The organism is Ruegeria sp. SCP10 (assembly GCF_040329495.1).
In the GTDB taxonomy this organism is placed as follows: domain Bacteria; phylum Pseudomonadota; class Alphaproteobacteria; order Rhodobacterales; family Rhodobacteraceae; genus Ruegeria.
The window spans coordinates 454,728-476,460 of the sequence record NZ_JBDZYF010000002.1; the positions used below are offsets into that span (position 1 = coordinate 454,728).

Here is a 21,733-nt window from a genome sequence, read left to right on the forward strand (position 1 = left end):
CATATGGGCAAACGCTATTCAGCTCTGGGGCCTGGTGAAGGCCCCAACTATGACTGGGAAAACGACCACACGTTTGTGAAAGTGGCCGGACGGGATACGAATGGCGCTTATACCCTGATGGAGGACAATCTGAAGGCCAGCTTTGCGCTTGGCCTTCATCGTCATGAAACTCACGCTGAAACGTTCTATTTTCTGGCTGGTGAGGTTGATTTTTACATCGATGGCGATTGGCATCGCTGCGGGGCAGGGACAACGATGCACGTGCCCCCCGGTGTACCGCACGCGTGCCGAACAGCGGGCAATGCACCCGCAAGGATGCTGATGATCTACCAACCTTCGGGTTTTGATGATTTTCTGGCTGAGATGGCGAATATGAGCGAGGCTGACTTTGCCGATGAAGCGAAGATGGCAGCACTCAATGCCCGCTACGACATTGTGCCGATGGGCCCTGTTCCTCCTCATCCCGATGACGCAGATTGATCGAAGTCAACAATGACGATTCCAACGACAATGTCCGGCGTTTACCTGACCCGCCATGGTGGGCCCGAAGCGTTGGAATGGCGCGAGGATATTCCAGTGCCAACACCCGGAGTTGGGCAAGTTCTGGTGCGCGTTGCAGCTGCCGGGGTCAATAACACGGATATCAATACACGGGTCGGCTGGTACTCTTCGGATGTAAAGGGGGCCACAGACGACGTCGATCAGGATGTCGAGGCAGGAGGCTGGGGCGGTGCGTTACAATTCCCCAGGATTCAGGGGGGTGATCTGTGCGGCATTGTCGAAGCTATCGGTTCTGATGTGGGGTTCAAACCGGGGCAGCGTGTGACTTGCCCGATCAACCTGCCGCGTCCGCGCCCCGGTCACCCACACGGGTTCATTGCGCTGGGGTCCGAGATCGATGGGGCCTTTGCGCAATATTGTCTGGTTGAGACGGATGATCTTTATGACGTCTCCGCTTCGCCCCTGTCAGATATCGAGATCGCGGCCATACCTTGCGCTTTTGGGACCGCCGAGAATCTGCTGACCCGCGCGGGCGTCACCGCTGGTCACAAGGCCCTGATCACCGGCGCATCGGGTGGCGTAGGTCTGGCCGCTGTGCAACTGGCCCGTCTGCGGGGCGCGCTGGTCTGGGGCGTTACCGGGGCGGCAAAAGCAGAGGTGGTGAAATCTCAGGGTGCGGTCGGGACCTTTGACCGCGACGCGCCTCTGCCTGCCGATATGTTCGACGTTGTCATCGACGTGGTTGGTGGCCCGGCATGGGCAAATCTGATCCTTGCGCTGAAACCCGGCGGCCACTACGCCGTATCCGGCGCAATTGCAGGCCCGATCGTACAGGCGGACCTGCGCGATATCTATCTGCGCGACATCACCATCCGTGGCTGCACGCATCAATCGCCCGAGGTCTTTGGCCGCTTGGTCGAACTGATGAATGTTGGTCACATCAAACCGTTGATCTCCCAAACATATCCCTTAAAGGATATCGCCCAGGCGCAAGAGGCGTTTCAGTCCAAAGCGCTGCCGGGGAAACTGGTGCTGATCCCGTAAGGAAGTTTGGTATGGCGAAGATTACTTTGTTGGATGGCTCGATTGGGCAAGAGCTGGTGAAACGCAGCGGAAAGCGTCCGAGCCCCCTCTGGTCGACGCGGGTGATGATCGATCACCCCGAACTGGTCCATGACGTGCATGCTGAATACTTTGCGCGCGGCGCAACCGTTGCCACGACGAACACCTACGCTGTTCATCGTTCGCGCCTGGTGCGCGAAGGGATCGAGGATCAGCTGGCGCTGCTGGTTGAAACCGCTGTGGCACAGGCCAAGACCGCGCGGCCGGATGGGGTCGGGCGGGTCGCCGGATCGTTGGGGCCTCTGCTGGCGTCATACCGGCCCGACCTGATGCCTGACCCGGACGACGCGGCCCAAAAGTTCAGCGAACTGGTCGCGTTGATGGCGGATGACGTGGATCTGTTCCTGCATGAAACCGTGTCTTCGGTACTTGAGGCGGAAGGGGCCCTGCGCGGGACAGCCAACTGCGGAAGACCTGTCTGGCTGGCCGTGTCAGTGATGGATGAGGACGGAACACGCCTACGCTCAGGCGAGCCGTTGCAAGATATCGTCCCACTGATCGCTGAACATCACCCCGACACCGTTCTGGTCAACTGCTCGCGGCCTGAGGCCGTCCCGGCGGCGTTGGAAGTCTTGTCCGGCATGGGTTTACCATTCGGGGCCTATGCCAATGGTTTTACCCATATCGCAGATGGGTTCCTTAAAGACGCCCCGACTGTAGATGCGCTGGAACAGCGCCATGATCTGGGGCCCGAGGCCTATGCTGATCACGCGATGGCTTGGGTCAATCAAGGTGCAACGATAGTCGGCGGATGCTGTGAGATCGGCCCGGACCATATCGAAGCACTAGCACAGCGCCTTAAATCTGCCGGTCATAAGATCGTCTGAGAAATGTGTGGGGCTGAATGACAGAGACACCCGTTTCAGCCTCTGCCGATCAAGGCGCCGACCTTGTCCATTTCGACATACTGGTCGCGTCGGGCTATGTACTGCTGGAACTGGCCTCTGTGGTGGATGTGCTGCGCATTGCCAACCGGGTCTGCCCATCGCCCCGGTTTTCCTTCAGCTACCGATCTCTGCGCGGCGGACCTATTGCGAGCAGCAGCGATGCAACGGTTGAGACCAGAGCCGTTTTGCCCAACCCGACGGCGACCTACCTTTTTGTCATAGGCAATACCAATCCCGATCAGCCAGACCTGTCGCTGGGCCGTGTCGTCTCGGACTATACCTATCGCGGTGCGCAGGTGTTCCTACTCGCCGAAGCAGCCAGCCGTTACATAGACGAACAGGGCACAGCCGATTTGGCAACGCATTGGGAAAACGCATCTTTTCTGCGTGAACGTGGTGCAGGTTTTGAGGCCAAACTATCAATCGCAACCGAACGTGGAGCGGTGGTCACGTGTGCGGGGATGGGCGCGACGACAGATATCGCGCTGGCGGTGATCGGGCGCCACATCTCAGGCGCTGTGCAAATGACAGTGGCTGATATCATGCTGCATGAAAACATCCGCGATTTTTCGTCCTTGCAGCCGTTTTCTGGGGCCAAGAACACGGCGACCGGGGACCTCAAGCTGGATCAATGTATCAAGCTGATGCAGGCAAATATCGAAGAACCGCTGCCTATTCATGAGATCGTGGATCTGCTGGGCCTGTCGAACAGGTCGCTGGAACGGAAATTCAAAGCCTTCTTCGGCACCACGCCCAATGGGTTTTATCGGGAAATGCGGCTGGCCAAGGCCAACAACCTGTTGCTGAACACAACCATGAGCGTCCGTGAGATCGGCCTCGCCTGCGGCTTTCCAAACGGGTTCTCGTCGGTCTACCGAAGCTTTTTTGGGGTCACGCCTTTCGCGATGCGGCGCCAGAAGAGGCAAACCGCGCATAGGTGATTTTTGTAGTTGTGCTGACGTTTTTGACAGGTTTTCTGTCGATCTTCCATGCGATGCAGGGGAAAACCTGACAAAGCGGAGTCTGCACAATGGTTGATCTGCCCAGCAAAGCCCGAGTGGTCATCATCGGTGGCGGTGTCATCGGATGTTCGGTTGCCTATCACCTGACCAAGAAGGGCTGGCAAGATGTTGTCCTGCTTGAGCGCAAGCAGTTGACCTGCGGCACGACATGGCATGCGGCGGGCCTGATCGCGCAGCTGCGCGCGACGGCAAACATGACCAAACTGGCGAAATACAGTCAGGAGCTTTATGGCGCGCTGGAGGAGGAAACTGGCGTGGCCACCGGGTTCAAACGCTGCGGTTCGATCACCGTGGCCTTGACCGATGAGCGCAAGGAAGAGATCTACCGTCAGGCCGCCATGGCCCGCGCGTTCGGTGTTGAGGTCGAAGAGATCTCGAACGAGCGCGTGCAAGAGCTGTATCCGCACATCAATCTTGAAGGAGTAAAAGGGGCCGTTTACCTGCCTCTGGACGGGCAGGGTGATCCGGCGAACATTGCGCTGGCGCTGGCCAAAGGTGCCCGCCAGCGCGGTGGTGTCGTCAAGGAACGGGTGAAAGTCACAGATGTCGTCAAACAGGGCCGCAAGGTCACGGGCGTGGACTGGGTCGCCGACGATGGCAGTACTTCGGGCCATATCGAATGCGAAATGGTGGTGAACTGTGCCGGAATGTGGGGACATGAAGTTGGCCGCATGGCGGGTGTGAATGTGCCGCTGCACGCGTGTGAGCATTTCTACATCGTGACTGAAGGGATAGACGGTCTGACTCAGTTGCCAGTGCTGCGTGTACCGGATGAATGTGCCTATTACAAAGAAGACGCAGGGAAAATCCTGCTGGGCGCGTTTGAGCCAAACGCCAAGCCCTGGGCGATGAACGGCATCCCCGACAGCTTCGAGTTCGATCAATTGCCCGAGGATTTCGACCATTTCGAACCGATCCTTGAAGCTGCCTGTGAGCGCATGCCGATGCTGGCCGAAGCAGGGATTCATACCTTCTTTAACGGGCCGGAAAGCTTTACGCCCGACGATGCCTACCATCTGGGCCTCGCGCCCGAGATGGACAATGTCTGGGTCGCCGCCGGGTTCAACTCGATCGGTATCCAGTCCGCCGGTGGAGCGGGCATGGCGCTGGCCGAATGGATGGACAGCGGTGAAAAGCCCTTCGATCTGGGTGACGTGGACATTAGCCGGATGCAGCCGTTTCAGGGCAACAAGCAATACCTGTTCGAACGCTCGAAAGAGACATTAGGCCTGCTGTATGCCGATCACTTCCCGTACCGCCAAAAAGCCACCGCGCGTGGTGTGCGCCGGACGCCGTTCCATCATCACCTGAAGGAACAAGGGGCCGTATTTGGCGAATTGGCCGGTTGGGAACGCGCCAACTGGTTTGCGCACGAAGGGCAGGAACGCGAATATCAATACAGCTGGAAACGTCAAAACTGGTTCGAAAACTCTGCCGCCGAACACCGGGCCGTGCGCGAAAATGTCGGCATGTATGACATGTCCTCCTTCGGCAAAATCCGCGTCGAAGGGCCGGATGCCGAGAAGTTCATGAACTATATCGGCGGCGGCGATTACGCGGTCGCCAATGGCAAGATCGTCTACACCCAGTTTCTGAACCGAGCGGGTGGGATCGAGGCCGACGTGACAGTTACCCGCCTCACCGAGACCGCCTATCTGGTTGTTACCCCGGCGGCGACCCGCCTGGCTGATCAGACCTGGATGATGCGCCATGCGGGCAATTTCAACGTGGTCATCACGGATGTCACCCCGGGCGAAGGCGTGCTGGCCGTGATGGGTCCGAACGCGCGCGCGTTGCTGGAAAAGGTCTCTCCAGCGGATTTCACGAACGCGACCAACCCTTTTGGTACCGCGCAGAACATCGAAATCGGCATGGGCCTGGCCCGTGCCCATCGCGTGACCTATGTGGGTGAGCTTGGTTGGGAGATCTATGTCTCCTCAGATATGGCCGGCCATGTGTTCGAAACGCTACATGACGCCGGGCAAGACATGGGGCTGAAGCTGTGCGGCATGCACATGATGGACAGCTGCCGGATTGAAAAAGGTTTCCGCCATTTCGGGCATGATATCACCTGCGAAGATCATGTGGTCGATGCAGGGCTAGGCTTTGCCGTCAAGGTCGACAAGGGCTGCGATTTCATTGGCCGTGAGGCCGTGATCACACGCAAGGAAAATGGGCCCCAAAGCCGTCTGGTACAGTTCAGACTGACCGATCCCGAACCGCTCCTGTTTCATAACGAACCGATTGTGCGGGATGGCGAATATGTCGGCTATCTGAGCTCGGGCAACTACGGCCATACGTTGGGCGGTGCCATCGGCATGGGTTATGTTCCTTGTGAAGGTGAGAAAGCAGCCGATGTCCTGGCTTCGACTTACGAGATCGATGTCTGTGGCGTGAAGGTCAAAGCCGAAGCTTCGTTGAAACCAATGTACGATCCCAAATCCGAACGCGTCAAAGTCTGAAACGGATCAGGGGCTCTGCCCCCGGTGCCCTTCGGGCACCTCCCCCGAGATATTTCGGGCCAGATGAAGCATGGGATCCTGACTTCATCTGGCTAAAAATATCTCGGAGCGCGAGGCAGAGCCTCGCTGAGTTTGGATTGGATTGAGCGCGCGGTCACGTGTCGACCCATCACTATTCGTTATGTTGGGCTTCACCGATTTCGGAGTTTTCAACCCCTTAGGAATTGCCGTACACCGGTCCGGTATCAACCGGAGATTTGTCGTGTCACGCACACCCTCTTCACCACAGAATGTAGATACACCAAAGGGGTTGGTGCTTGCGGTTACGGCTTATGTTCTTTGGGGTTTCCTGCCGCTTTACATGAAAGCGATGGATCATATTGGTCCGGTCGAAGTGGTTGCGCATCGTGTGATCTGGTCGGTGCCGGTTGCGGGCCTATTGTTGATCCTGCTGGGGCGTACGGGGGATCTAAAGGCAGCCCTTGGTAATCTTAAGATGCTGGGGATGGCAGCGGTCACGGCTGCGCTGATTTCAGTGAACTGGGCGATTTATGTTTGGGCGATTTCAACCGGGCATGCGCTGGATGCTGCGTTGGGGTATTACATCAATCCTTTGTTCAGCATCGCTCTGGGCGCGATATTGCTGCGCGAGCCGCTGAACCGAACGCAGCTTGTTGCGGTTGGTCTGGCCGCGCTGGGTGTTCTGGTTTTGGTGTTCGAGGCCGGGCGGTTGCCTTGGGCCGCATTGGGTCTGATGGTCAGCTGGGGTTTTTATGCCTTTTTCAAACGCTCTCTGCCCATTGGTCCCAATCAGGGGTTTCTGCTAGAAGTGCTGATCCTGCTGATCCCGGCGCTGGCTTACGTGACGTTGCTGGGTGTGCAAGGCACTGGCCATTTCGGAGTTGTTGCGTCTGACACTCTGCTCTTGTCTTGCGCAGGTATTGTGACCGCTGTGCCTTTGTTGGTCTACGCCAACGGAGCCAAGCTGGTGCGATTGTCGACAATGGGTATTCTGCAATACATTGCGCCCACAATGATTTTTATCACTGCGATCACATTGTTCGGAGAGCAGATTGATCGTGGCCGGATGATTGCGTTTCCGTTGATCTGGGCGGCACTGATTGTCTATTCGATTCCGATGATCCGACAGGCGCGGCGTCAGGTTTGAAGCAAAAGTTTCGCTGCTCTTTCGGCCCAGATCGCATAGGTCTTGGGGCTGGGATGATAGCCGTCCGGTGCGACCAGGGCTTGATCGTCAGGTAGATCCAGTTTCAGATGCCTGAGTTCTGGATACGCAGCTACCACTCGTTGCAGACCCTGGTCCAGTCGCGCGGATTGTTGGCCCAGAACCCATGCCAGAGGCTGCGGCAGAGCAGGAAACCGGTCCATTTGGGGGACGGCTGTAACCACGACCCGACATGCGCCAAACTTCTGCGTCAGCAGCGTCGCCAATTGGGTCTGGCGTTCGATGAAACGTTTTAGCGTGACACCACGGGTCACATCATTCACCCCCAATGCAGTGACAACAGCGTCATATGTGCCGCCTAGCTGCGACAGCCTGTTCAGCGTGTCCTGAGTTGTATGCCCGGTGGTGGCTTCTAGCCGCCATTCGACCGCGTTATGCTTGGACAGGTGATGCAGCAAATGGCCGGAAAGGGCCTGATCTTGCCTGCCTGCGCCGACCCCTGCGGCAGAACTGTCACCCGTGATCAACAGGCGCAGCCGGGGCCCATGACCGATTTGCCCCTGGCGCGGGCCAGCGGGTTCCGGCAGCATTTGAACTCTGCGGCGCACCGCCAAACCCTGTAACGCAAGAACCGGCGCCAATGGCACGCGCACGATCTGATCGGAGGCAATCGGGACTGGCATTTTCAGCTGAGTGCGGATTTGAAGTCCAGAAAGCGCGGATCGCGTGTGACGCGGGCCATCATCGCCTCGCGCAGGGCACCGATGGTTTTGTAAGGGCGCATGACAACCTCAAATTCCTGTATCAGGCCGTCATCGTTGAGCGTGATCAGATCTACGCCAACCGCGTCCAGATCGCCGACCTTGCATTGAAATTCCAATGCCCAATCGCAGTCACCGCCCATGATCCGTCGATACCGAAAGTCGGAAAATACCTGCCCCACGTGGCCTAGGACAGCCGCAACGGGCTCTCGTCCTGTCCATGTGCTGAAATAGGTCGGGGGCAAGAAGCGGACGTCTTCGGCCAAAAGCGGGCGGATTAGCGCCTCGTCCCCTTTGGCGACAACCTGTTGCATGTGTTCGATTGTTGGATGCATGGCATCTCTCCCTTGCTGGGTCCAAGGGTTCACGAACACCGTGTGGCACGCAAGGACGACGTTGCGGTAGGGTGCGCCCTGCGTTAGGCAGGCGCGCATGACCGAGGCTTATGATCCCCCGCAGACACCGCTGGATGTGTTGCATGAAGATGCGCAGTTGATCGTAATCAACAAACCTTCGGGATTGTTGTCGGTTCCGGGCAAGGGTGATCATCTGGCGGATTGTTTGTTGACCCGTGTGCAAGCTGCGTTTCCGCAGGCCTTGTTGGTGCATCGGCTGGATCGGGATACCTCGGGCGTTATGGTGTTCGCCCAGACCCCTCATGCGCAACGGCATCTGAGCATGCAGTTCGAGAAACGTCAGACGCGAAAAACTTATGTTGCGCGCGTTTGGGGGCGGGTCAACGATAAGACCGGAACCGTTGATCTGCCGCTGATCGTCGACTGGCCCAACCGCCCGCGCCAGATGGTATGTCATGAGACCGGCAAACCGGCGGTGACCGACTGGCGCGTTGTGAAACATGAAGGTGAGAGTACCCGTATGCGCCTGTTTCCGAAGACCGGTCGATCACACCAGTTGCGTGTTCATATGCTGGCGATTGGCCACCCGATATTGGGTGACCCGTTTTATGCCGAAGGCCCTGCGCGCGAATTCACGCGCCTGATGCTGCATTCCGAGGAACTGCGTCTGAAACACCCCGAAGGCGGGGTTTCCATGAAATTCAGGGCAACGGCGGATTTCTGACTTCAGGCGATACTGGTCCAAAGCAATTTAAGATTGCCAAGCGAAAAGCGGCGCGCGCGTTTTTTTGTGCTGGCTTGGCAAGGCTGTCTGGCCTGTGCAAGTTCGCGTTCAATCTCAAAGGCGCGCAGCGTGTGGTCGTCCGACCAGCGGCCAAGTTTGAGGGTCATCATGACGTGGTTGTCGAGATAGGGCATGCCATCACTCCTTTTTCGGGACTGTTCCAGCTTCGCCCATCACTCCTGACACCCCCTTGTCAGTGGGGCGTGCTAATGTGTCAGTAGCGTTGAGGGAGAAAAACATGCGCCGTTCGACCCGATTGTTCGAAATCATCCAGATATTGCGCGCGGCTGACGCGCCGGTGACGGCCGAGGCATTGGCGGCCAAGCTCGAAGTCTCGGCGCGCACAGTTTACCGCGATATCGCGGCACTGCAGGCGCAGCGCACCCCCATCGAAGGCGAGGCGGGGATCGGGTATCTGATGCGCCGGGGATATGATCTGCCGCCGCTGAATTTCGATGCGGAAGAGGTCGAGGCCCTTTGGGTGGGGCTGTCGCTTCTGGCGCGTACGGGGGATAGTGAGCTGCAAGAAGCCGCCCGCCGTATCTGCCGTAAGATCGACGCGCTGCATGACACACCACGGCGCTGGCTGCAGGTCTCAACCTGGGGAACGCCGCCGGATGATCCCGCCAAAGGCTGCGTGCCTGTAGCCAACTATCGAGAGGCCATTCGCAGCGAACAGAAAATTCGCATCACTTATGTGAATGGGGCAGAGGAACGCACTATTCGCGTCGTCCGCCCCGTGGCCCTGATCTACCATATCGAATGCACGATGCTGGCCGCCTGGTGTGAGCTGCGGAGCGGGTTTCGCCATTTTCGAACGGACCGTATCTGGGCCAGTGAAAGCATAGATGAGAGCTTTTGCGGCCAGGGTGACTCCCTGCGTACTCTCTGGCAGGAACAGACCCGTTGGGACAGCCATGTCGAAACCGCCTGATCGGTGGGTTTGGGCAGGTATTCGCCGACTTCACCGCATTGTTGCTTGAGCCTTTAGGTAGTCCCCATGATATAACGGGCTGAACAGGGCAAACCCGAACAAACCGGGGGCCGGAGCAGAAGGTGATATCATGACGATTTCCAAGTTTATTGTGGCAACCGGGCTGGGCTCGGCCCTGGCGCTGGCAGCATGTACCGATCCGGGTACGTTGAATGCGCCCGGTGATCCTAACCAGAATGCCAAGCAGGGTGCACTTATTGGCGGTTTGGTCGGGGCAGGGGTCGGGGCTATTGCCAATGACTCGGACCCGTTGCTGGGCGCGTTGGCGGGCGGCGCAATTGGTGCGGCAGGCGGTGGTCTGATCGGCAATCAGCTTGACCGTCAGGCAGCCGAACTGCGCCAGCAACTGGCCAATGACGGCATCACTATCGTGAATACCGGGGATCGTCTGATTGTGACCGTACCGAACGACATCACCTTTGACACCGACAGCGCCACTGTGCGTCCGGCCTTGCGCTCGGACCTGGTGAAGGTTGGGCAGAACCTGGTGAACTACCCGAACTCGAATGTGCAGATCATCGGCCATACCGATAGTGATGGCGATGCCGCGTATAATCAGGGCCTCTCGGTCCGTCGTGCGAATGCGGTCGCGGACATTCTGCAAGCCAACGGCGTCGGCTTCAACCGCATCACAACCATCGGACAGGGCGAAAACAATCCGATCGCGTCGAACCTGACACCGGCGGGCAAAGCGCAGAACCGTCGGGTTGAGATCGTGATCGTTCCCAGCGGAAACGCCTGATCGCGCAGGGCCTGTGCACGGAATGGGGTTTGGATCGCGCCTGTCCCGGTCTAACTATGGGGAAACAACGAAACGGAGTTTCCCCTGATGTCCAAACCGATCCTACTGGGCCTGTCTGGGTCCCTGCGCCAAAGCGCGACCAACCGCAAATTGCTGCGCGAAGCTGCACGGCTTTTTGATCCCGCCGAGTTTGTCGAGGCCGACCTGAACCTCCCTCTCTATGATGGGGATCTTGAGGAAGGCGAGGGTATTCCTGCCGTTGTTCAGACCCTGCGGGCTCAGATCGAGCAAGCAGATGCGGTGATCATCTCGACCCCGGAATACAACAAAGGTCCCTCTGGTGTTCTAAAAAATGCGCTGGACTGGGTCAGCCGGACCGAAGGCAACCCATGGGCCGACAAACCCGTTGCGGTTATGTCAGCCGCTGCGGGTCGTGCAGGGGGTGAACGGGCCCAGATGATCCTGCGGGCCTATATGGTACCGTTCCAGCCGCTGATTTTGCAGGGTCCGGAAATCCACCTGGCCAACAGTTCGAACGAGTTTGATGATCAGGGCAGGCTGACCAGTGCGCGCTATGAGCAGACGCTGGGGACCTTGATGCAGAAGCTGCGGAACCTGAGCGCTTAGAGCCGGGTCAAAGCGAGGCTTCGGGCCGGAAATCATCCGGTATCGTATCACGCCCATCCAGCATAAGATCGGCCATGACTTCGGCAATTTTCGGGGCCATGCCGAAACCGATCTTGAACCCGCCATTGGCGATGAACTGACCTTTGTGCAGGGGGTGTTCGCCCAGCATCGGCGCGCGGCTTTTGCTGCGGGGGCGGACGCCCGCCCAACGCTCGATCACCTCGGCCCCGTGCAGCAGCGGAACCGCCTGCATCGCACGCTCGATCACATCGTCCAGCGCGCTGTCGGTGCTGGCGGGATCGTCATAGTCACGTTCCGAGGTCGAGCCGATGGCCAGCGTCCCGTCAGCATGGGGCACGATATGGATTGCATCTGCAAACAGCTGCGGTACCGCGCCCGCATCAAACCTTAGCAGCGCTGCCTGGCCTTTCACGCCATTGCCGACCGTTTTGCCAAAGGCTTCGCTCAACTCCTGAAGACCTGCAACCCCTGTGGCGTGCACAACCCGACCTGCATCGGGTGCGTCAGTGACCACCTTTACCTCCATAACCGCCAAAGCCGCGACCAGCGCGGCGCAAGCGCGGCGTGGGTGCATGCGCGCGGTTAGCGTGTCATGAATGACATAGCCGGTCGGGCTGGGCGGGCACCATGATCCAGCCTCGGCCGTGTCGATTACCTGCCACGCGGCACGGCCCTGCCACAGCTCTTGTGCAGTCAGTTCACGCGCGCGCGCCAGATCAAGGGTGCGCGGGTCGGCAATCGGCTGGATACGCCCCAACCGCCCGTACCCGGCAGAGACACCGCCGACGGCCTCGACCTGAGCCCAGAAGGGTTCGGCCATGATCAGGCTGTCGAACTGAAAAGCCTTCTTGGCGTTCCAGTTTTCGGGCACATGCGGGGCCAAAGCGCCGACCAGACCGCCGCTGGAGCCCGCGCCCGGCCCAAAGGGGTCGATGACGCGCACCTTCGCGCCGCGCTGCGCGCAGGTCCAGGCGATCGACAAGCCGAAAATCCCGGCGCCACGGACGGTCACATCGACCATTGCCAAACTCCTATTCCTTGTTCAGTGTCGCGCCGCTTAGCTACAGGATTCCCCGATGGCAGACCAGCGCGCCGAGGTCACGTGGACCGAGGATCAGATACCCGTCTCGGATCGTTTCGACGACCCTTACTATTCGTTACAAAACGGGGTTGAGGAGACACGGCACGTATTCCTTGCGGGCAACGACTTGCCTGCGCGGTTTGCCCCCGGTTTTCACATTGCAGAGCTGGGGTTCGGCACCGGGTTGAACATGCTTACGGTCTGGTCTGCCTGGGAACAGGTGGGCCAAACGACCCCACTGTACTTCACAAGCTTCGAAGCTTTTCCAATGGATAGGGCGGATATGCGGCGGGCTTTGGCTGCGTTCCCCGAACTGGCGCCATGGGCGGATCGATTTCTGGAGAAATGGACAGGGAAACAGTGCGTTCTCGATACGCTGGCGCTAACCGTCATCGAAGGCGACGCACGCCAGACGTTACAGAATTGGCAGGGGCAGGCGGATGCGTGGTTCCTTGACGGGTTCTCTCCCGCCAAGAACCCCGAGCTTTGGGGCTCTGACTTGATGCAGCTGGTCGCAGATCACACGGTCCAAGGGGGCTCGGCGGCCACCTATACCGCCGCCGGCTTCGTGCGGCGCGGATTGGAAGAGGCGGGATTCCAAGTTACCAGGACCCCCGGCTATGGCCGCAAACGCCATATGACACGGGCGGTCAAAGCATGACGCAGCAGAACAACACACGTGCGGGCGTTGTGTTGATGATCGGCGCGACAATCGTCTTTGCCTTGCAGGATGGAATCTCTCGCCATCTGGCCGAGTCCTATAATACGTACATGGTTGTGATGATCCGCTACTGGTTCTTCGCTGCCTTCGTGATCGCCTTGGCTGCGCGCGCGCCCGGAGGATTGAGAGCAACGACACGAACCAACCAACTCGGATTGCAGATCTTTCGGGGTGTCTTGCTGGCGGCTGAAATCTGCGTTGCCGTATTCAGCTTTACCATTCTGGGTCTGATCGACAGCATGGCAGTCTTTATCTGCTATCCGCTGCTCGTTGCGGCACTGAGCGGACCGGTGTTGGGCGAACGGGTCGGATGGCGTAGGTGGACGGCGATTGGTGTGGGCTGCGTTGGTGTTCTGATCATCCTGCAGCCGGGGGTCGGAGTGTTTAATCCTTGGGCCATCATTCCGTTGATCTCAGCCTTGATGTTTGCCTTGTACGGCTTGCTGACCCGCTATGCCGCGCGTCAGGACAGTACGGCCACCAGCTTTTTCTGGACCGGCGTGTCCGGTGCAGTCGCCATGACGCTTGTTGGCATGTGGTTCTGGGAACCCATGGCCCAAGGCGATTGGGGCTGGATGGCGGTGTTGTGCGTCAGCGGGGCGCTTGGGCATTGGCTGCTGATCAAGTGCTATGAGATGGCCGAGGCAAGCGCCGTTCAACCCTTTGCCTATTTCCACCTGGTCTGGAGCGCGATCCTAGGCATTTCGGTCTTTGGTGAAGTACTGCGCCCCGAGGTGGTTGTCGGGGCGGCAGTTGTTGTGGCCGCGGGCCTTTTCACCCTATGGCGCGAACGCAGCCAGGGTTGAGCCGGTCAACTCCTGCGAAAAGGGGATTGGCAGGGCTGGTTGGCCCAGACGCGCGCGGTAAACCGGAAGGCTTTCTGCCACGCGCATCACATAGTTGCGAGTTTCGCTAAACGGGATGGTCTCGATCCAATCGACCACATCAACCTGCCCCCGGCGTGGGTCGCCATAGCGTTCCATCCAAGAAATGGGCCGCCGTGGCCCGGCATTGTATCCGGCCGCCATCATGACCACATTGCCGTTGAAATCAGCCGCAAGCCCCGACAGGTAATTGGCCCCGAGTTTCGCGTTGTACTGCCAGTCCGAAGTCAAGCGTCCGGTCTGATGCCCGCTGAGGATACCTAGCTCCTGTGCCACCAGTTTCGCCGTGGCTGGCATCACCTGCATCAGACCGCGCGCGCCTGCACCGCTGATCACAACCGGATCAAACTCGCTTTCGCGTCGTGCGATGGCCAGTGTCATCTCTTTGGCCATGGGCAGGCCCATATCGGCCACCGGGTGCACCGGGTAGTAGGCTGCGGGTAGAACCGTTCCGGTGGTGGCCGCCCGTTTGGCAATCATGACCGCCAGATGCGGTTCGTTCAGCTCAATCGCCAGATCGCCCAACTGAGCGGCCTGAACCGGATCGAGACTTTCGACCAGATGCGTCAGAAACCGCTCGGACAGATTATCCTCGCCTGCTTTCAACAGCAGCAGCCCGGCTTCCAGAACGCTCGAGTTGGTGAAATCCGCCTGCCGCCAATGCGGCGCACGGCGGGGTGTGGCCAGTTCAGGATCAAACGGGCGTCCGATCTGTTCCGCCGCCAACAACCCGTAGAACGAGGTCTGATTATCCGCCCCGATGGCATAAGCCTCATAGGCCTTTTCCGCCTCACCCTGCGCCGCATAAGCACGGCCCAGCCAATACCCACCGCGACCTTTCGAGATTGGCGATTGCACGGCGTCCGAGAAATTCTGGAAATGACGCACAGCCGTAGCTGGATCGTTCAACCTGCGTAAGGCCAGGAATCCGGACAGCCATTCCAGATCAGCATAGGCATAGCCCATTTCTGGCGTCATATGGTGGGTTGAGGCAACCTTGTAGGCCCGCGCCGGTCGGCCTTGCCGCATCTCCAGCCTTGCGAGCCTGCGCCGTCCTTCGGCCCATTTGTCAGGCTCGCCCAAGGCTTCGGGGCTTGTTGATCGGGCCAGCATCAGATCAACCGCGCTGTCATCTAGCTCTTTCCTGTCGCGCCAGACGAAACGGTCAAAGGCAAGGCCCGGTGCATCCGCGACCGTTTTCGGAACCGCCGCCACCTTGGTATCGACCCCCGGCTGGCGTTTCTGCAAAGCAATCCGCGCTTCGGCCAGTTTGCGATCATCCGCGCCCACCAGTGGTAACATCTGAGATGCACTCACCAGATGACCATCCCACAACATCCGGTCCAGCCGTGCCGCGTGATGCGGTTTCAGCAGCTTGCCGAAGTTTTCCAGATAGTCTTTCTGTAACCCCGCCCCCATGGGCATGGTGCGCCAGGCGGTGACAATATCAGCCTGCGCCTCGCCCTGCTGACCCTTCGCCATCAGGGCGACAGCGTAGTTCAACGCACCCTCCGCCGTTTGCGGCGGCGTATCCGCGTAGAACTTCAAGGCGCGATCGGGGTCGGCGCCGGTAAAAGACGGCTCGCTTTTGCGGCGCAGCCAGGCCAGTCCGGGCCAGTCCGGACGGCGATCCAGGAACACCAGCACATCGCCTGAGCTGCCAAAGCCCTGCCGCAGCCATTCCCACACGATGATATCGCGCGATACCGATCCGCGCTGCCCGGACACCCGCAGCGCCTCGTTCCAGTCGCCCTTGCGCATCTCGTTCAACCCGGCACGCAAATCAGCGGCGGCATCCGCCCGTGCGGCTTGCGGCGTCAGTGCAGAGTACAGAATCACGGCCATCATCAGGCCCAGAACGCGTGTCATGCCTTGCATTTCCCAACCAACCAAGGATAGAGCCTGTGAGGATAAACCTTGCGCCACCGGGATCAACTCACAAAGCCTAAATCGTGATGGCCCGAGGTATAAAAAACACGGAAACTGCACCTTAAGGAGCGTGTCATGTTCAAAGGCTCTATGCCCGCCCTCGTCACCCCGTTCACAAACGGCGCGTTGGACTTGGATACGCTCAAACACCTGGTCGAATGGCAGATCGAATCCGGGTCTACCGGGCTGGTCCCCGTGGGCACCACCGGGGAAAGCCCGACCCTCAGCCATGATGAGCATGAGACGGTTGTGGAAGAGGTGGTCAAAGCCGCCGCAGGTCGCGTGCCGGTTATTGCCGGTGCCGGATCGAACAACACGGTTGAAGCAGTACGCTTTGTTCAGTTTGCCAAGAAGGTCGGCGCGGATGCCGCACTTGTTGTGACGCCCTACTACAACAAGCCGACCCAGCGCGGCCTGTTCGAACATTTTTCCGCGCTGCATGAATGTGCCGACATTCCGATTATCATATACAACATCCCCGGTCGCTCGATCATCGACATGACGCCTGCCACGATGGGTGAGCTGACCAAGCTGCCACGTATTGTCGGGGTAAAAGACGCCACCGGCGATTTGGCGCGGGTCAGCCAACAGCGTGCAAGCTGCGGCGCCGATTTCTGCCAGCTGTCAGGTGAAGATGCGACGGCTTTGGGCTTCAACGCCCATGGCGGTGTCGGGTGTATCTCGGTCACGGCCAATGTGGCCCCGAAACTCTGCGCTGAATTCCAGCAAGCGACAATGTCAGGCGACTATGCCACGGCACTGGCCTATCAGGATCGTCTGATGCCCTTGCATGAGGCCATCTTTATCGAACCGGGCCTTGTGGGTGCTAAATACGCGCTTAGCAAATTGGGCCGCTGCAGCGCTGAGGTGCGCCTGCCGCTGACCACATTGGAAGACAGCACCAAAGCGGCCATTGACGCGGCCATGGCCCATGCCGGTCTGATCTGAGCCTAAACAAGTCCAAGTAAAAAGGGCGGCCTCGATCCCCGAGCGCCGCCCTTTCCATTTCAGCCCGGATCCAGACTTCATCTGGCCAGAAATATCCCGGGGGGTGAATTGAGCCGCAGGCTCAAGAGGGGGGCTGGCCCCCCTACCTATCGCTTGCCATAGTACAATCCGACCACATGCTCGGCTTGGGCAAAGAACAACCAACGCGACGCGGCAACGCCCGCCAGATGTGAGATCGCGGCCAGCAACGCAAAAAGATGCTTCAACGCCAAACCTCCGACCGGTAGAACCAGCAGAAGCAGAGGCAACACAAAGCCCAGCAAAAACGCGATCATCCGCAGCTTCTGTGCATGTTTGCGACCCACCACATGGACGAATTCCCGCAGCAGGTAGTTGGTGCCTGTATGCGGCGGCTCAAACGCACGCACGGTTCCGCGCGCACCCAATCCGGTTGCGGTGCCCAGATCGGTTCCGGAGTTTGCGAGCGCGCTGTCACCTTGATGCCAGTACAGAATCTGGACCAACGCAGCGATCAACAACAATGGTATGGCGATAGACGTCTGGCCAGCCAGCAGTGCCCCCCCGGCCAAGCTAAAGCTCAGGAACATCGCCGGTGTCAGTTTCAAATTCCAGCGCGGGATCGTCTTGAGCTGTGTGTAGATCATTGATGTCGTAAACACCGTCGCAAGCGAAAACAGTGCGCCCAGCAGTCCAAGTGCGCCCCAATGCTGCCCAAGAAACACAGCGCCGATAGCATAGAACCCCATAATGATCAGGGCGATAACCGCACACCAACCTTCCCGGCTAAGCCAGCTTGAGCGCCATTGCGTTAAGGCTTTGGTCGCGCGTTCCGGGTGGCCAAGGTGAAAGGTTGACGCCATCAGACCGCCGACGGCCAAGGCATAGGCGATGGCAAAAAACACAAACGCAACCCAGCCGGTGACTTCGGGCAGGCCGAGGCCCAGAAAGATAAGCAGACCAAAGCCCAGACCGGACAAGGTGGTGAAGATGATGACAGAAGGGGCCGGATGCATCAGAGCTTCTCCAGTGTTTTATCGAGCCAGCCAAGGAACCCTTTGGGCTCTTCCGCTACAGGGGCCAGCAGAGGGGCGAGAATGTCGATCTGGTCCTCAATCTGATCTTTGGGTCGAGGTGGCAGGTATTTGTTAACCGGTTTGGTGCCCATTTCGGGCATCAGGTCCATGCCGTCCCGCTCTGCCACCAGTTTGCTGACATCGCTGTTCGGATCGCCGAGGTCGCCGAAATGGCGGGCACCGGCCGGGCAGGTGCGCACACATGAAGGCACGCGGTCTATCTCGGGCAGGTTTTCGTTGTAGATGCGATCAACGCAGAGGGTGCATTTCTTCATCACCCCTTCGGCCATGTCCATCTCGCGCGCGCCATAGGGGCAGGACCAGGCACACAAGCCGCAGCCGATGCAGTCGCTTTCATTGACCAATACGATCCCGTCCTCGACCCGCTTGTAGCTGGCCCCGGTGGGGCAGACGGTGACGCAGGGTGCATCCTCGCAATGTAGACAGGATTTGGGGAAATGGATCAGCTGAGCCGCACCTTGTTCCGGTTGTACCTCGTAAGAATGCACACGGTTCAGGAAGGTGCCGGATGGGTCGGCCCCATAGGCATCCTGATCCGACAGGGGCGCGCCGTAATTTTCGGTGTTCCAACCTTTGCAGGAAATCACGCAGGCGTGGCAGCCCACACAGGTATCCAGGTCGATGACCAGACCCATCTTGCGTTCGGTGGATTGGGGGAGCTGGGTCATGACGGCCTTGCCTCCGCTTTGGTGGTGAGGGCGGGCTGGGGCTCTGCCCCAGACCCCGGGATACTTTTAGCCAGATGAAGAATGGATCGGGTCATTTTCCGACCTTCCATGCGATATCCCTGGGACCGGTGCCAACCGGGGACTGGATAGCGCCGAATTCAGGTTGGCTTTCCGCATCTGATGGCGGGTCGGTCTTTTCGATTTTGACCTTGAGGTCGAACCAGGCGGCCTGTCCGGTTACAGGGTCGGAATTTGCCCATCGCATTCCATCCCCTTTCGGCGGTAGGAGCTCGTGGATCAGGTGGTTCAGTAGGAAGCCCTTGGTGGCTTCGGGCGCGTCTTCTTGCAGGGCCCAGGCACCTTTGCGCTTTCCGATGGCGTTCCAGGTCCAGACGGTGTTGTCGTTGAGCGCGGCCATCTCCATGACTGGTACTGTGATTTCCCCGTGCGGAGAGCTGACTTTGGCCCAGTCGCCATCCTGCAGCCCGTGTTCGCGCATCAGTTTGGTCGGGACATAGAGCGGGTTGCGCCCGTGCAGCTGCCGCAGCCAGGCGTTTTGAGTGCCCCAGCTGTGATACATCGCCATTGGGCGTTGGGTCAGGGCGTTGACGGTGTAGCCTTCGTTACCCTGTTGATCAGTTTCATACCAGATTGGCAGCGGGTCCATCTTGTCTTTGATCCGCTCGCGCAGGTGATCCGGCGGCTGGCGGTCGCCGTGCCCTTCGGCGGCAAGTTGGAACTTGCGCATTGGTTCAGAGTATAGTTGGAACAAGTAAGGTTGTGGGCTGTCATAAAGGCCCATGCCCACGGCCCAGTCCTGATAGGCCGCGTTCCATGGTTTGTAGTAGTCGGCCCCTTCCGGGATATGGGCCACGTAGAAACCACCGTTTTCGATATAGCGGTTCAGCTGGTCCTGATTGACCTCTCCACGCCCTTCTTTGTCGCCATCTTCGCCCCGGAACCCCGCCAATGGGCCGATGCCGGGCTTGCGCTGGTGATTGACAATGTAGTCTGCGTAGTCCTTCCACTTGGGCGTGCCGTCTTCATTGGTGAAGCCCGGCAGGCTCATGCGGTTGGCCAGTTCGATCAGTACTGATTGGAAGCCGCGCACATCGCGGTCAGGCTCGATCACCGGCCAGCGGATCGCATCTGCGGCGGCGTCGGCCTCGCAGATTGGACGATCCAGCAGGCTGATACAGTCGTGCCGTTCCAGATAGGTCGTGTCGGGCAGGATCAGGTCGGCATAGGCGACCATTTCCGAGGAATAGGCATCCGAATAGATGATATTCGGGATGACATATTTGCCGTCTTCGGTCTTGGCCGTGAGCATCTCCATCACACCTTTGGTGTTCATGGAGGAGTTCCATGACATGTTCGCCATGTACATGAACAACGTGTCGATCTTGTAGGGATCACCCGCAGCGGCATTTGAGATTACCATATGCATCAGCCCGTGGGCCGACATCGGATTTTCCCAGGTAAAGGCCTTATCGATACGCTGGGGGGTGCCGCACTCGTCAAGCAGCAGGTCTTCGGGACCACGCGGGAAGCCAAGGTGAGGGCCTTCCAGTGGGCGGCCCGGGCGACGGTCTCCGTGCGGGGTCGGGTGCGCCTCAACCGGTTTGGGGTAAGGCGGTTTGAAACGAAAGCCGCCGGGGACCTCGACCGTACCAAGCAGAATTTGCAGCACATGCAGGGCGCGACAGGTCTGAAACCCGTTGGCATGGGCGGAAATCCCGCGCATGGCGTGGAAGCTGACGGGCCGACCTGTCATCTTGGAATGTGTTTCACCCCGAAAGTCGGTCCATTCATGATCCAGCTCGATCGCCTCATCAAAGGCGACGCGGGCAATTTCGGCGGCAATGGCGCGGATGCGTTGGGCAGGGATGCTACAGCGGTCGGCCACGGCCTCGGGGGCGTGATCGTCGCTGAGGTATTTTTCAGCCATCAGATGGAAGACCGGGCGGTGGGTGACACCATCCTTTTCGTATGTCGCTGAAAGGTCAGGGCGTACACCGGGTTGGTCAAAGGCGGTTGGCTTGCCGGTCACGCGGTCGATCACCAGCGGTTTGCCATCGACGTCGCGTAGGAACAGGCCCTTCTCTGGACCCTCGGTGGCATTCACCAGAACTGGCGCGTTGGTGTAACGGCTCAGATAGTCCAGATCGATCTTGCCCGCCTTCATCAGCACATGGATCAGCGACAGGATGAACAGACCGTCTGTGCCGGGCGTGATCCCGACCCAGTCGTCAGCCACCGCGTTATAGCCTGAACGGATCGGGTTCACGCCGATCACCCGCGCGCCGCGCGCCTTGATCTTGCCGATACCCATCTTGATCGGGTTGCTGTCATGATCCTCGGCCACGCCAAACAGCATGAACAGCTTGGTGTGGTCCCAGTCAGGCTGGCCAAACTCCCAGAAGGCGCCGCCCATTGTGTAGATTCCACCAGCGGCCATATTGACCGAGCAGAAGCCACCATGGGCCGCATAGTTGGGTGTGCCAAAATTCTGTGCCCAGAAGCTGGTGAAGCTCTGGCTCTGGTCGCGGCCGGTGAAGAAGGCCAGCTTTTGCGGAGCCGTCTCGTGCAATTCGTTCAGCCAACCAACAGCGGTGCTGATTGCCTCATCCCATTCGATTTCGCGGAACTCTCCGGACCCGCGCGGACCCACCCGGCGCAATGGTTTGCGTAGGCGGGATGGGGCATTGACTTGCATGATCCCGGCCGAGCCTTTGGCACAGAGCACGCCTTTGTTCACCGGATGATCGCGGTTGCCTTCGATGTAAGCAACCTTACCGTCTTTCATGTGAACGTTGATGCCACAGCGACAGGCGCACATGTAACACGTGGTCTTGCGGATCTCGTCCGAGACTTTCGGGCTGGTGTCGATCTTCGGTTGCTGGATTGTCATCTGGCGTCCTT

At 59.1% G+C, this 21,733-nt stretch carries 21 protein-coding genes; 13 read left to right on the forward strand and 8 right to left on the reverse strand.

Annotated elements, in window-relative coordinates:
* Positions 1–3 precede the first annotated feature (3 nt).
* From ABLN87_RS08640 to rarD, 6 genes are all read left to right on the forward strand, one after another.
* Entirely contained in the window at positions 4–480 is a 477-nt protein-coding gene (locus tag ABLN87_RS08640; RefSeq protein ID WP_353009072.1) for a cupin domain-containing protein, read from the forward strand.
* Positions 481–492: 12 nt separating this feature from the next.
* A complete protein-coding gene (locus ABLN87_RS08645; RefSeq protein WP_353009075.1) occupies positions 493–1,545 on the forward strand; it encodes an alcohol dehydrogenase family protein in 1,053 nt (350 codons plus the stop codon).
* A gap of 11 nt (positions 1,546–1,556) precedes the next feature.
* Positions 1,557–2,450, forward strand: a complete 894-nt coding sequence (locus ABLN87_RS08650) for a homocysteine S-methyltransferase family protein (RefSeq protein WP_353009078.1) — start codon at positions 1,557–1,559, stop codon at positions 2,448–2,450.
* 17 nt (positions 2,451–2,467) lie between these two features.
* The gene (locus ABLN87_RS08655; protein ID WP_353009081.1) at positions 2,468–3,451 is read left to right on the forward strand and encodes a GlxA family transcriptional regulator; all 984 of its coding nucleotides are present in this window, start codon (positions 2,468–2,470) and stop codon (positions 3,449–3,451) included.
* 89 nt (positions 3,452–3,540) lie between these two features.
* Entirely contained in the window at positions 3,541–5,994 is a 2,454-nt protein-coding gene (locus ABLN87_RS08660) for a GcvT family protein (protein ID WP_353009084.1), read from the forward strand.
* Positions 5,995–6,256: 262 nt separating this feature from the next.
* Positions 6,257–7,162, forward strand: a complete 906-nt coding sequence (gene rarD / locus ABLN87_RS08665) for an EamA family transporter RarD (RefSeq protein ID WP_353009086.1) — start codon at positions 6,257–6,259, stop codon at positions 7,160–7,162.
* Here rarD and ABLN87_RS08670 read toward each other — a convergent pair.
* A complete protein-coding gene (locus tag ABLN87_RS08670; protein ID WP_353009089.1) occupies positions 7,153–7,863 on the reverse strand; it encodes an SGNH/GDSL hydrolase family protein in 711 nt (236 codons plus the stop codon). The two genes, rarD and ABLN87_RS08670, sit on opposite strands and share 10 nt — an antisense overlap.
* Positions 7,864–7,865: 2 nt before the next feature.
* The gene (locus ABLN87_RS08675) at positions 7,866–8,276 is read right to left on the reverse strand and encodes a nuclear transport factor 2 family protein (protein WP_353009090.1); all 411 of its coding nucleotides are present in this window, start codon (positions 8,274–8,276) and stop codon (positions 7,866–7,868) included.
* A gap of 97 nt (positions 8,277–8,373) precedes the next feature.
* On the opposite strand from ABLN87_RS08675, the gene ABLN87_RS08680 reads away from it, so the two are divergent.
* On the forward strand, positions 8,374–9,021 hold the full coding sequence (locus ABLN87_RS08680) for an RluA family pseudouridine synthase (RefSeq protein ID WP_353009093.1): 648 nt from the start codon (positions 8,374–8,376) through the stop codon (positions 9,019–9,021).
* Positions 9,022–9,023: 2 nt separating this feature from the next.
* On the opposite strand, the gene ABLN87_RS08685 is transcribed toward ABLN87_RS08680, so the two are convergent.
* Complete coding sequence (locus tag ABLN87_RS08685; protein ID WP_353009094.1) at positions 9,024–9,215, reverse strand: hypothetical protein; 192 nt, start codon at positions 9,213–9,215, stop codon at positions 9,024–9,026.
* A 104-nt stretch (positions 9,216–9,319) separates the two neighbouring features.
* On the opposite strand from ABLN87_RS08685, the gene ABLN87_RS08690 reads away from it, so the two are divergent.
* From ABLN87_RS08690 to ABLN87_RS08700, 3 genes are all read left to right on the forward strand, one after another.
* Complete coding sequence (locus ABLN87_RS08690; protein ID WP_353009096.1) at positions 9,320–10,015, forward strand: helix-turn-helix transcriptional regulator; 696 nt, start codon at positions 9,320–9,322, stop codon at positions 10,013–10,015.
* 130 nt (positions 10,016–10,145) lie between these two features.
* Positions 10,146–10,817 carry an OmpA family protein gene (locus ABLN87_RS08695; RefSeq protein WP_353009098.1) on the forward strand — a complete coding sequence of 224 codons (672 nt, stop codon included), beginning with the start codon at positions 10,146–10,148 and terminating at the stop codon, positions 10,815–10,817.
* Between the two features lie 87 nt (positions 10,818–10,904).
* Complete coding sequence (locus ABLN87_RS08700; protein ID WP_170533307.1) at positions 10,905–11,444, forward strand: NADPH-dependent FMN reductase; 540 nt, start codon at positions 10,905–10,907, stop codon at positions 11,442–11,444.
* Between the two features lie 7 nt (positions 11,445–11,451).
* On the opposite strand, the gene ABLN87_RS08705 is transcribed toward ABLN87_RS08700, so the two are convergent.
* Positions 11,452–12,486 (reverse strand): NAD(P)/FAD-dependent oxidoreductase, encoded by a 1,035-nt coding sequence (locus ABLN87_RS08705; RefSeq protein ID WP_353009100.1) that lies wholly within the window; start codon positions 12,484–12,486, stop codon positions 11,452–11,454.
* 55 nt (positions 12,487–12,541) lie between these two features.
* On the opposite strand from ABLN87_RS08705, the gene mnmD reads away from it, so the two are divergent.
* Both mnmD and ABLN87_RS08715 read left to right on the forward strand, forming a co-directional pair.
* Complete coding sequence (gene mnmD / locus ABLN87_RS08710; protein WP_353009102.1) at positions 12,542–13,207, forward strand: tRNA (5-methylaminomethyl-2-thiouridine)(34)-methyltransferase MnmD; 666 nt, start codon at positions 12,542–12,544, stop codon at positions 13,205–13,207.
* The gene (locus tag ABLN87_RS08715) at positions 13,204–14,073 is read left to right on the forward strand and encodes a DMT family transporter (RefSeq protein ID WP_353009105.1); all 870 of its coding nucleotides are present in this window, start codon (positions 13,204–13,206) and stop codon (positions 14,071–14,073) included. The genes mnmD and ABLN87_RS08715 overlap by 4 nt, the downstream gene beginning before the upstream one ends.
* Here ABLN87_RS08715 and ABLN87_RS08720 read toward each other — a convergent pair.
* Entirely contained in the window at positions 14,047–16,020 is a 1,974-nt protein-coding gene (locus tag ABLN87_RS08720) for a lytic transglycosylase domain-containing protein (RefSeq protein ID WP_353009107.1), read from the reverse strand. The two genes, ABLN87_RS08715 and ABLN87_RS08720, sit on opposite strands and share 27 nt — an antisense overlap.
* A 135-nt stretch (positions 16,021–16,155) precedes the next feature.
* Between ABLN87_RS08720 and dapA the strand changes: the two genes are divergently transcribed.
* The gene (dapA, locus tag ABLN87_RS08725; RefSeq protein ID WP_353009109.1) at positions 16,156–17,028 is read left to right on the forward strand and encodes a 4-hydroxy-tetrahydrodipicolinate synthase; all 873 of its coding nucleotides are present in this window, start codon (positions 16,156–16,158) and stop codon (positions 17,026–17,028) included.
* A gap of 146 nt (positions 17,029–17,174) precedes the next feature.
* On the opposite strand, the gene ABLN87_RS08730 is transcribed toward dapA, so the two are convergent.
* From ABLN87_RS08730 to ABLN87_RS08740, 3 genes are all read right to left on the reverse strand, one after another.
* Positions 17,175–18,062, reverse strand: a complete 888-nt coding sequence (locus tag ABLN87_RS08730; protein ID WP_353009112.1) for a dimethyl sulfoxide reductase anchor subunit family protein — start codon at positions 18,060–18,062, stop codon at positions 17,175–17,177.
* Positions 18,062–18,811 carry a 4Fe-4S dicluster domain-containing protein gene (locus ABLN87_RS08735; protein ID WP_353009114.1) on the reverse strand — a complete coding sequence of 250 codons (750 nt, stop codon included), beginning with the start codon at positions 18,809–18,811 and terminating at the stop codon, positions 18,062–18,064. Before ABLN87_RS08735 ends, ABLN87_RS08730 begins: the two co-directional genes overlap by 1 nt.
* Before the next feature lie 91 nt (positions 18,812–18,902).
* Complete coding sequence (locus tag ABLN87_RS08740; protein WP_353009116.1) at positions 18,903–21,722, reverse strand: molybdopterin oxidoreductase family protein; 2,820 nt, start codon at positions 21,720–21,722, stop codon at positions 18,903–18,905.
* Between the last annotated feature and the right edge of the window lie 11 nt (positions 21,723–21,733).

Excerpts from the sequence above, each read along its gene's own strand:
- ABLN87_RS08705 (WP_353009100.1), bottom strand. The coding sequence starts at position 12,486 with ATGGTCGATGTGACCGTCCGTGGCGCCGGGATTTTCGGCTTGTCGATC.
- ABLN87_RS08670 (WP_353009089.1), bottom strand. The coding sequence starts at position 7,863 with ATGCCAGTCCCGATTGCCTCCGATCAGATCGTGCGCGTGCCATTGGCG.
- ABLN87_RS08640 (WP_353009072.1), top strand. The coding sequence starts at position 4 with ATGGGCAAACGCTATTCAGCTCTGGGGCCTGGTGAAGGCCCCAACTAT.
- ABLN87_RS08655 (WP_353009081.1), top strand. The coding sequence starts at position 2,468 with ATGACAGAGACACCCGTTTCAGCCTCTGCCGATCAAGGCGCCGACCTT.
- ABLN87_RS08645 (WP_353009075.1), top strand. The coding sequence starts at position 493 with ATGACGATTCCAACGACAATGTCCGGCGTTTACCTGACCCGCCATGGT.
- ABLN87_RS08720 (WP_353009107.1), bottom strand. The coding sequence starts at position 16,020 with ATGACACGCGTTCTGGGCCTGATGATGGCCGTGATTCTGTACTCTGCA.
- ABLN87_RS08740 (WP_353009116.1), bottom strand. The coding sequence starts at position 21,722 with ATGACAATCCAGCAACCGAAGATCGACACCAGCCCGAAAGTCTCGGAC.
- ABLN87_RS08685 (WP_353009094.1), bottom strand. The coding sequence starts at position 9,215 with ATGCCCTATCTCGACAACCACGTCATGATGACCCTCAAACTTGGCCGC.
- mnmD (WP_353009102.1), top strand. The coding sequence starts at position 12,542 with ATGGCAGACCAGCGCGCCGAGGTCACGTGGACCGAGGATCAGATACCC.
- ABLN87_RS08715 (WP_353009105.1), top strand. The coding sequence starts at position 13,204 with ATGACGCAGCAGAACAACACACGTGCGGGCGTTGTGTTGATGATCGGC.
- ABLN87_RS08680 (WP_353009093.1), top strand. The coding sequence starts at position 8,374 with ATGACCGAGGCTTATGATCCCCCGCAGACACCGCTGGATGTGTTGCAT.
- dapA (WP_353009109.1), top strand. The coding sequence starts at position 16,156 with ATGTTCAAAGGCTCTATGCCCGCCCTCGTCACCCCGTTCACAAACGGC.
- ABLN87_RS08660 (WP_353009084.1), top strand. The coding sequence starts at position 3,541 with ATGGTTGATCTGCCCAGCAAAGCCCGAGTGGTCATCATCGGTGGCGGT.
- ABLN87_RS08700 (WP_170533307.1), top strand. The coding sequence starts at position 10,905 with ATGTCCAAACCGATCCTACTGGGCCTGTCTGGGTCCCTGCGCCAAAGC.
- ABLN87_RS08690 (WP_353009096.1), top strand. The coding sequence starts at position 9,320 with ATGCGCCGTTCGACCCGATTGTTCGAAATCATCCAGATATTGCGCGCG.
- ABLN87_RS08695 (WP_353009098.1), top strand. The coding sequence starts at position 10,146 with ATGACGATTTCCAAGTTTATTGTGGCAACCGGGCTGGGCTCGGCCCTG.
- ABLN87_RS08730 (WP_353009112.1), bottom strand. The coding sequence starts at position 18,062 with ATGCATCCGGCCCCTTCTGTCATCATCTTCACCACCTTGTCCGGTCTG.
- ABLN87_RS08650 (WP_353009078.1), top strand. The coding sequence starts at position 1,557 with ATGGCGAAGATTACTTTGTTGGATGGCTCGATTGGGCAAGAGCTGGTG.
- ABLN87_RS08675 (WP_353009090.1), bottom strand. The coding sequence starts at position 8,276 with ATGCATCCAACAATCGAACACATGCAACAGGTTGTCGCCAAAGGGGAC.
- ABLN87_RS08735 (WP_353009114.1), bottom strand. The coding sequence starts at position 18,811 with ATGACCCAGCTCCCCCAATCCACCGAACGCAAGATGGGTCTGGTCATC.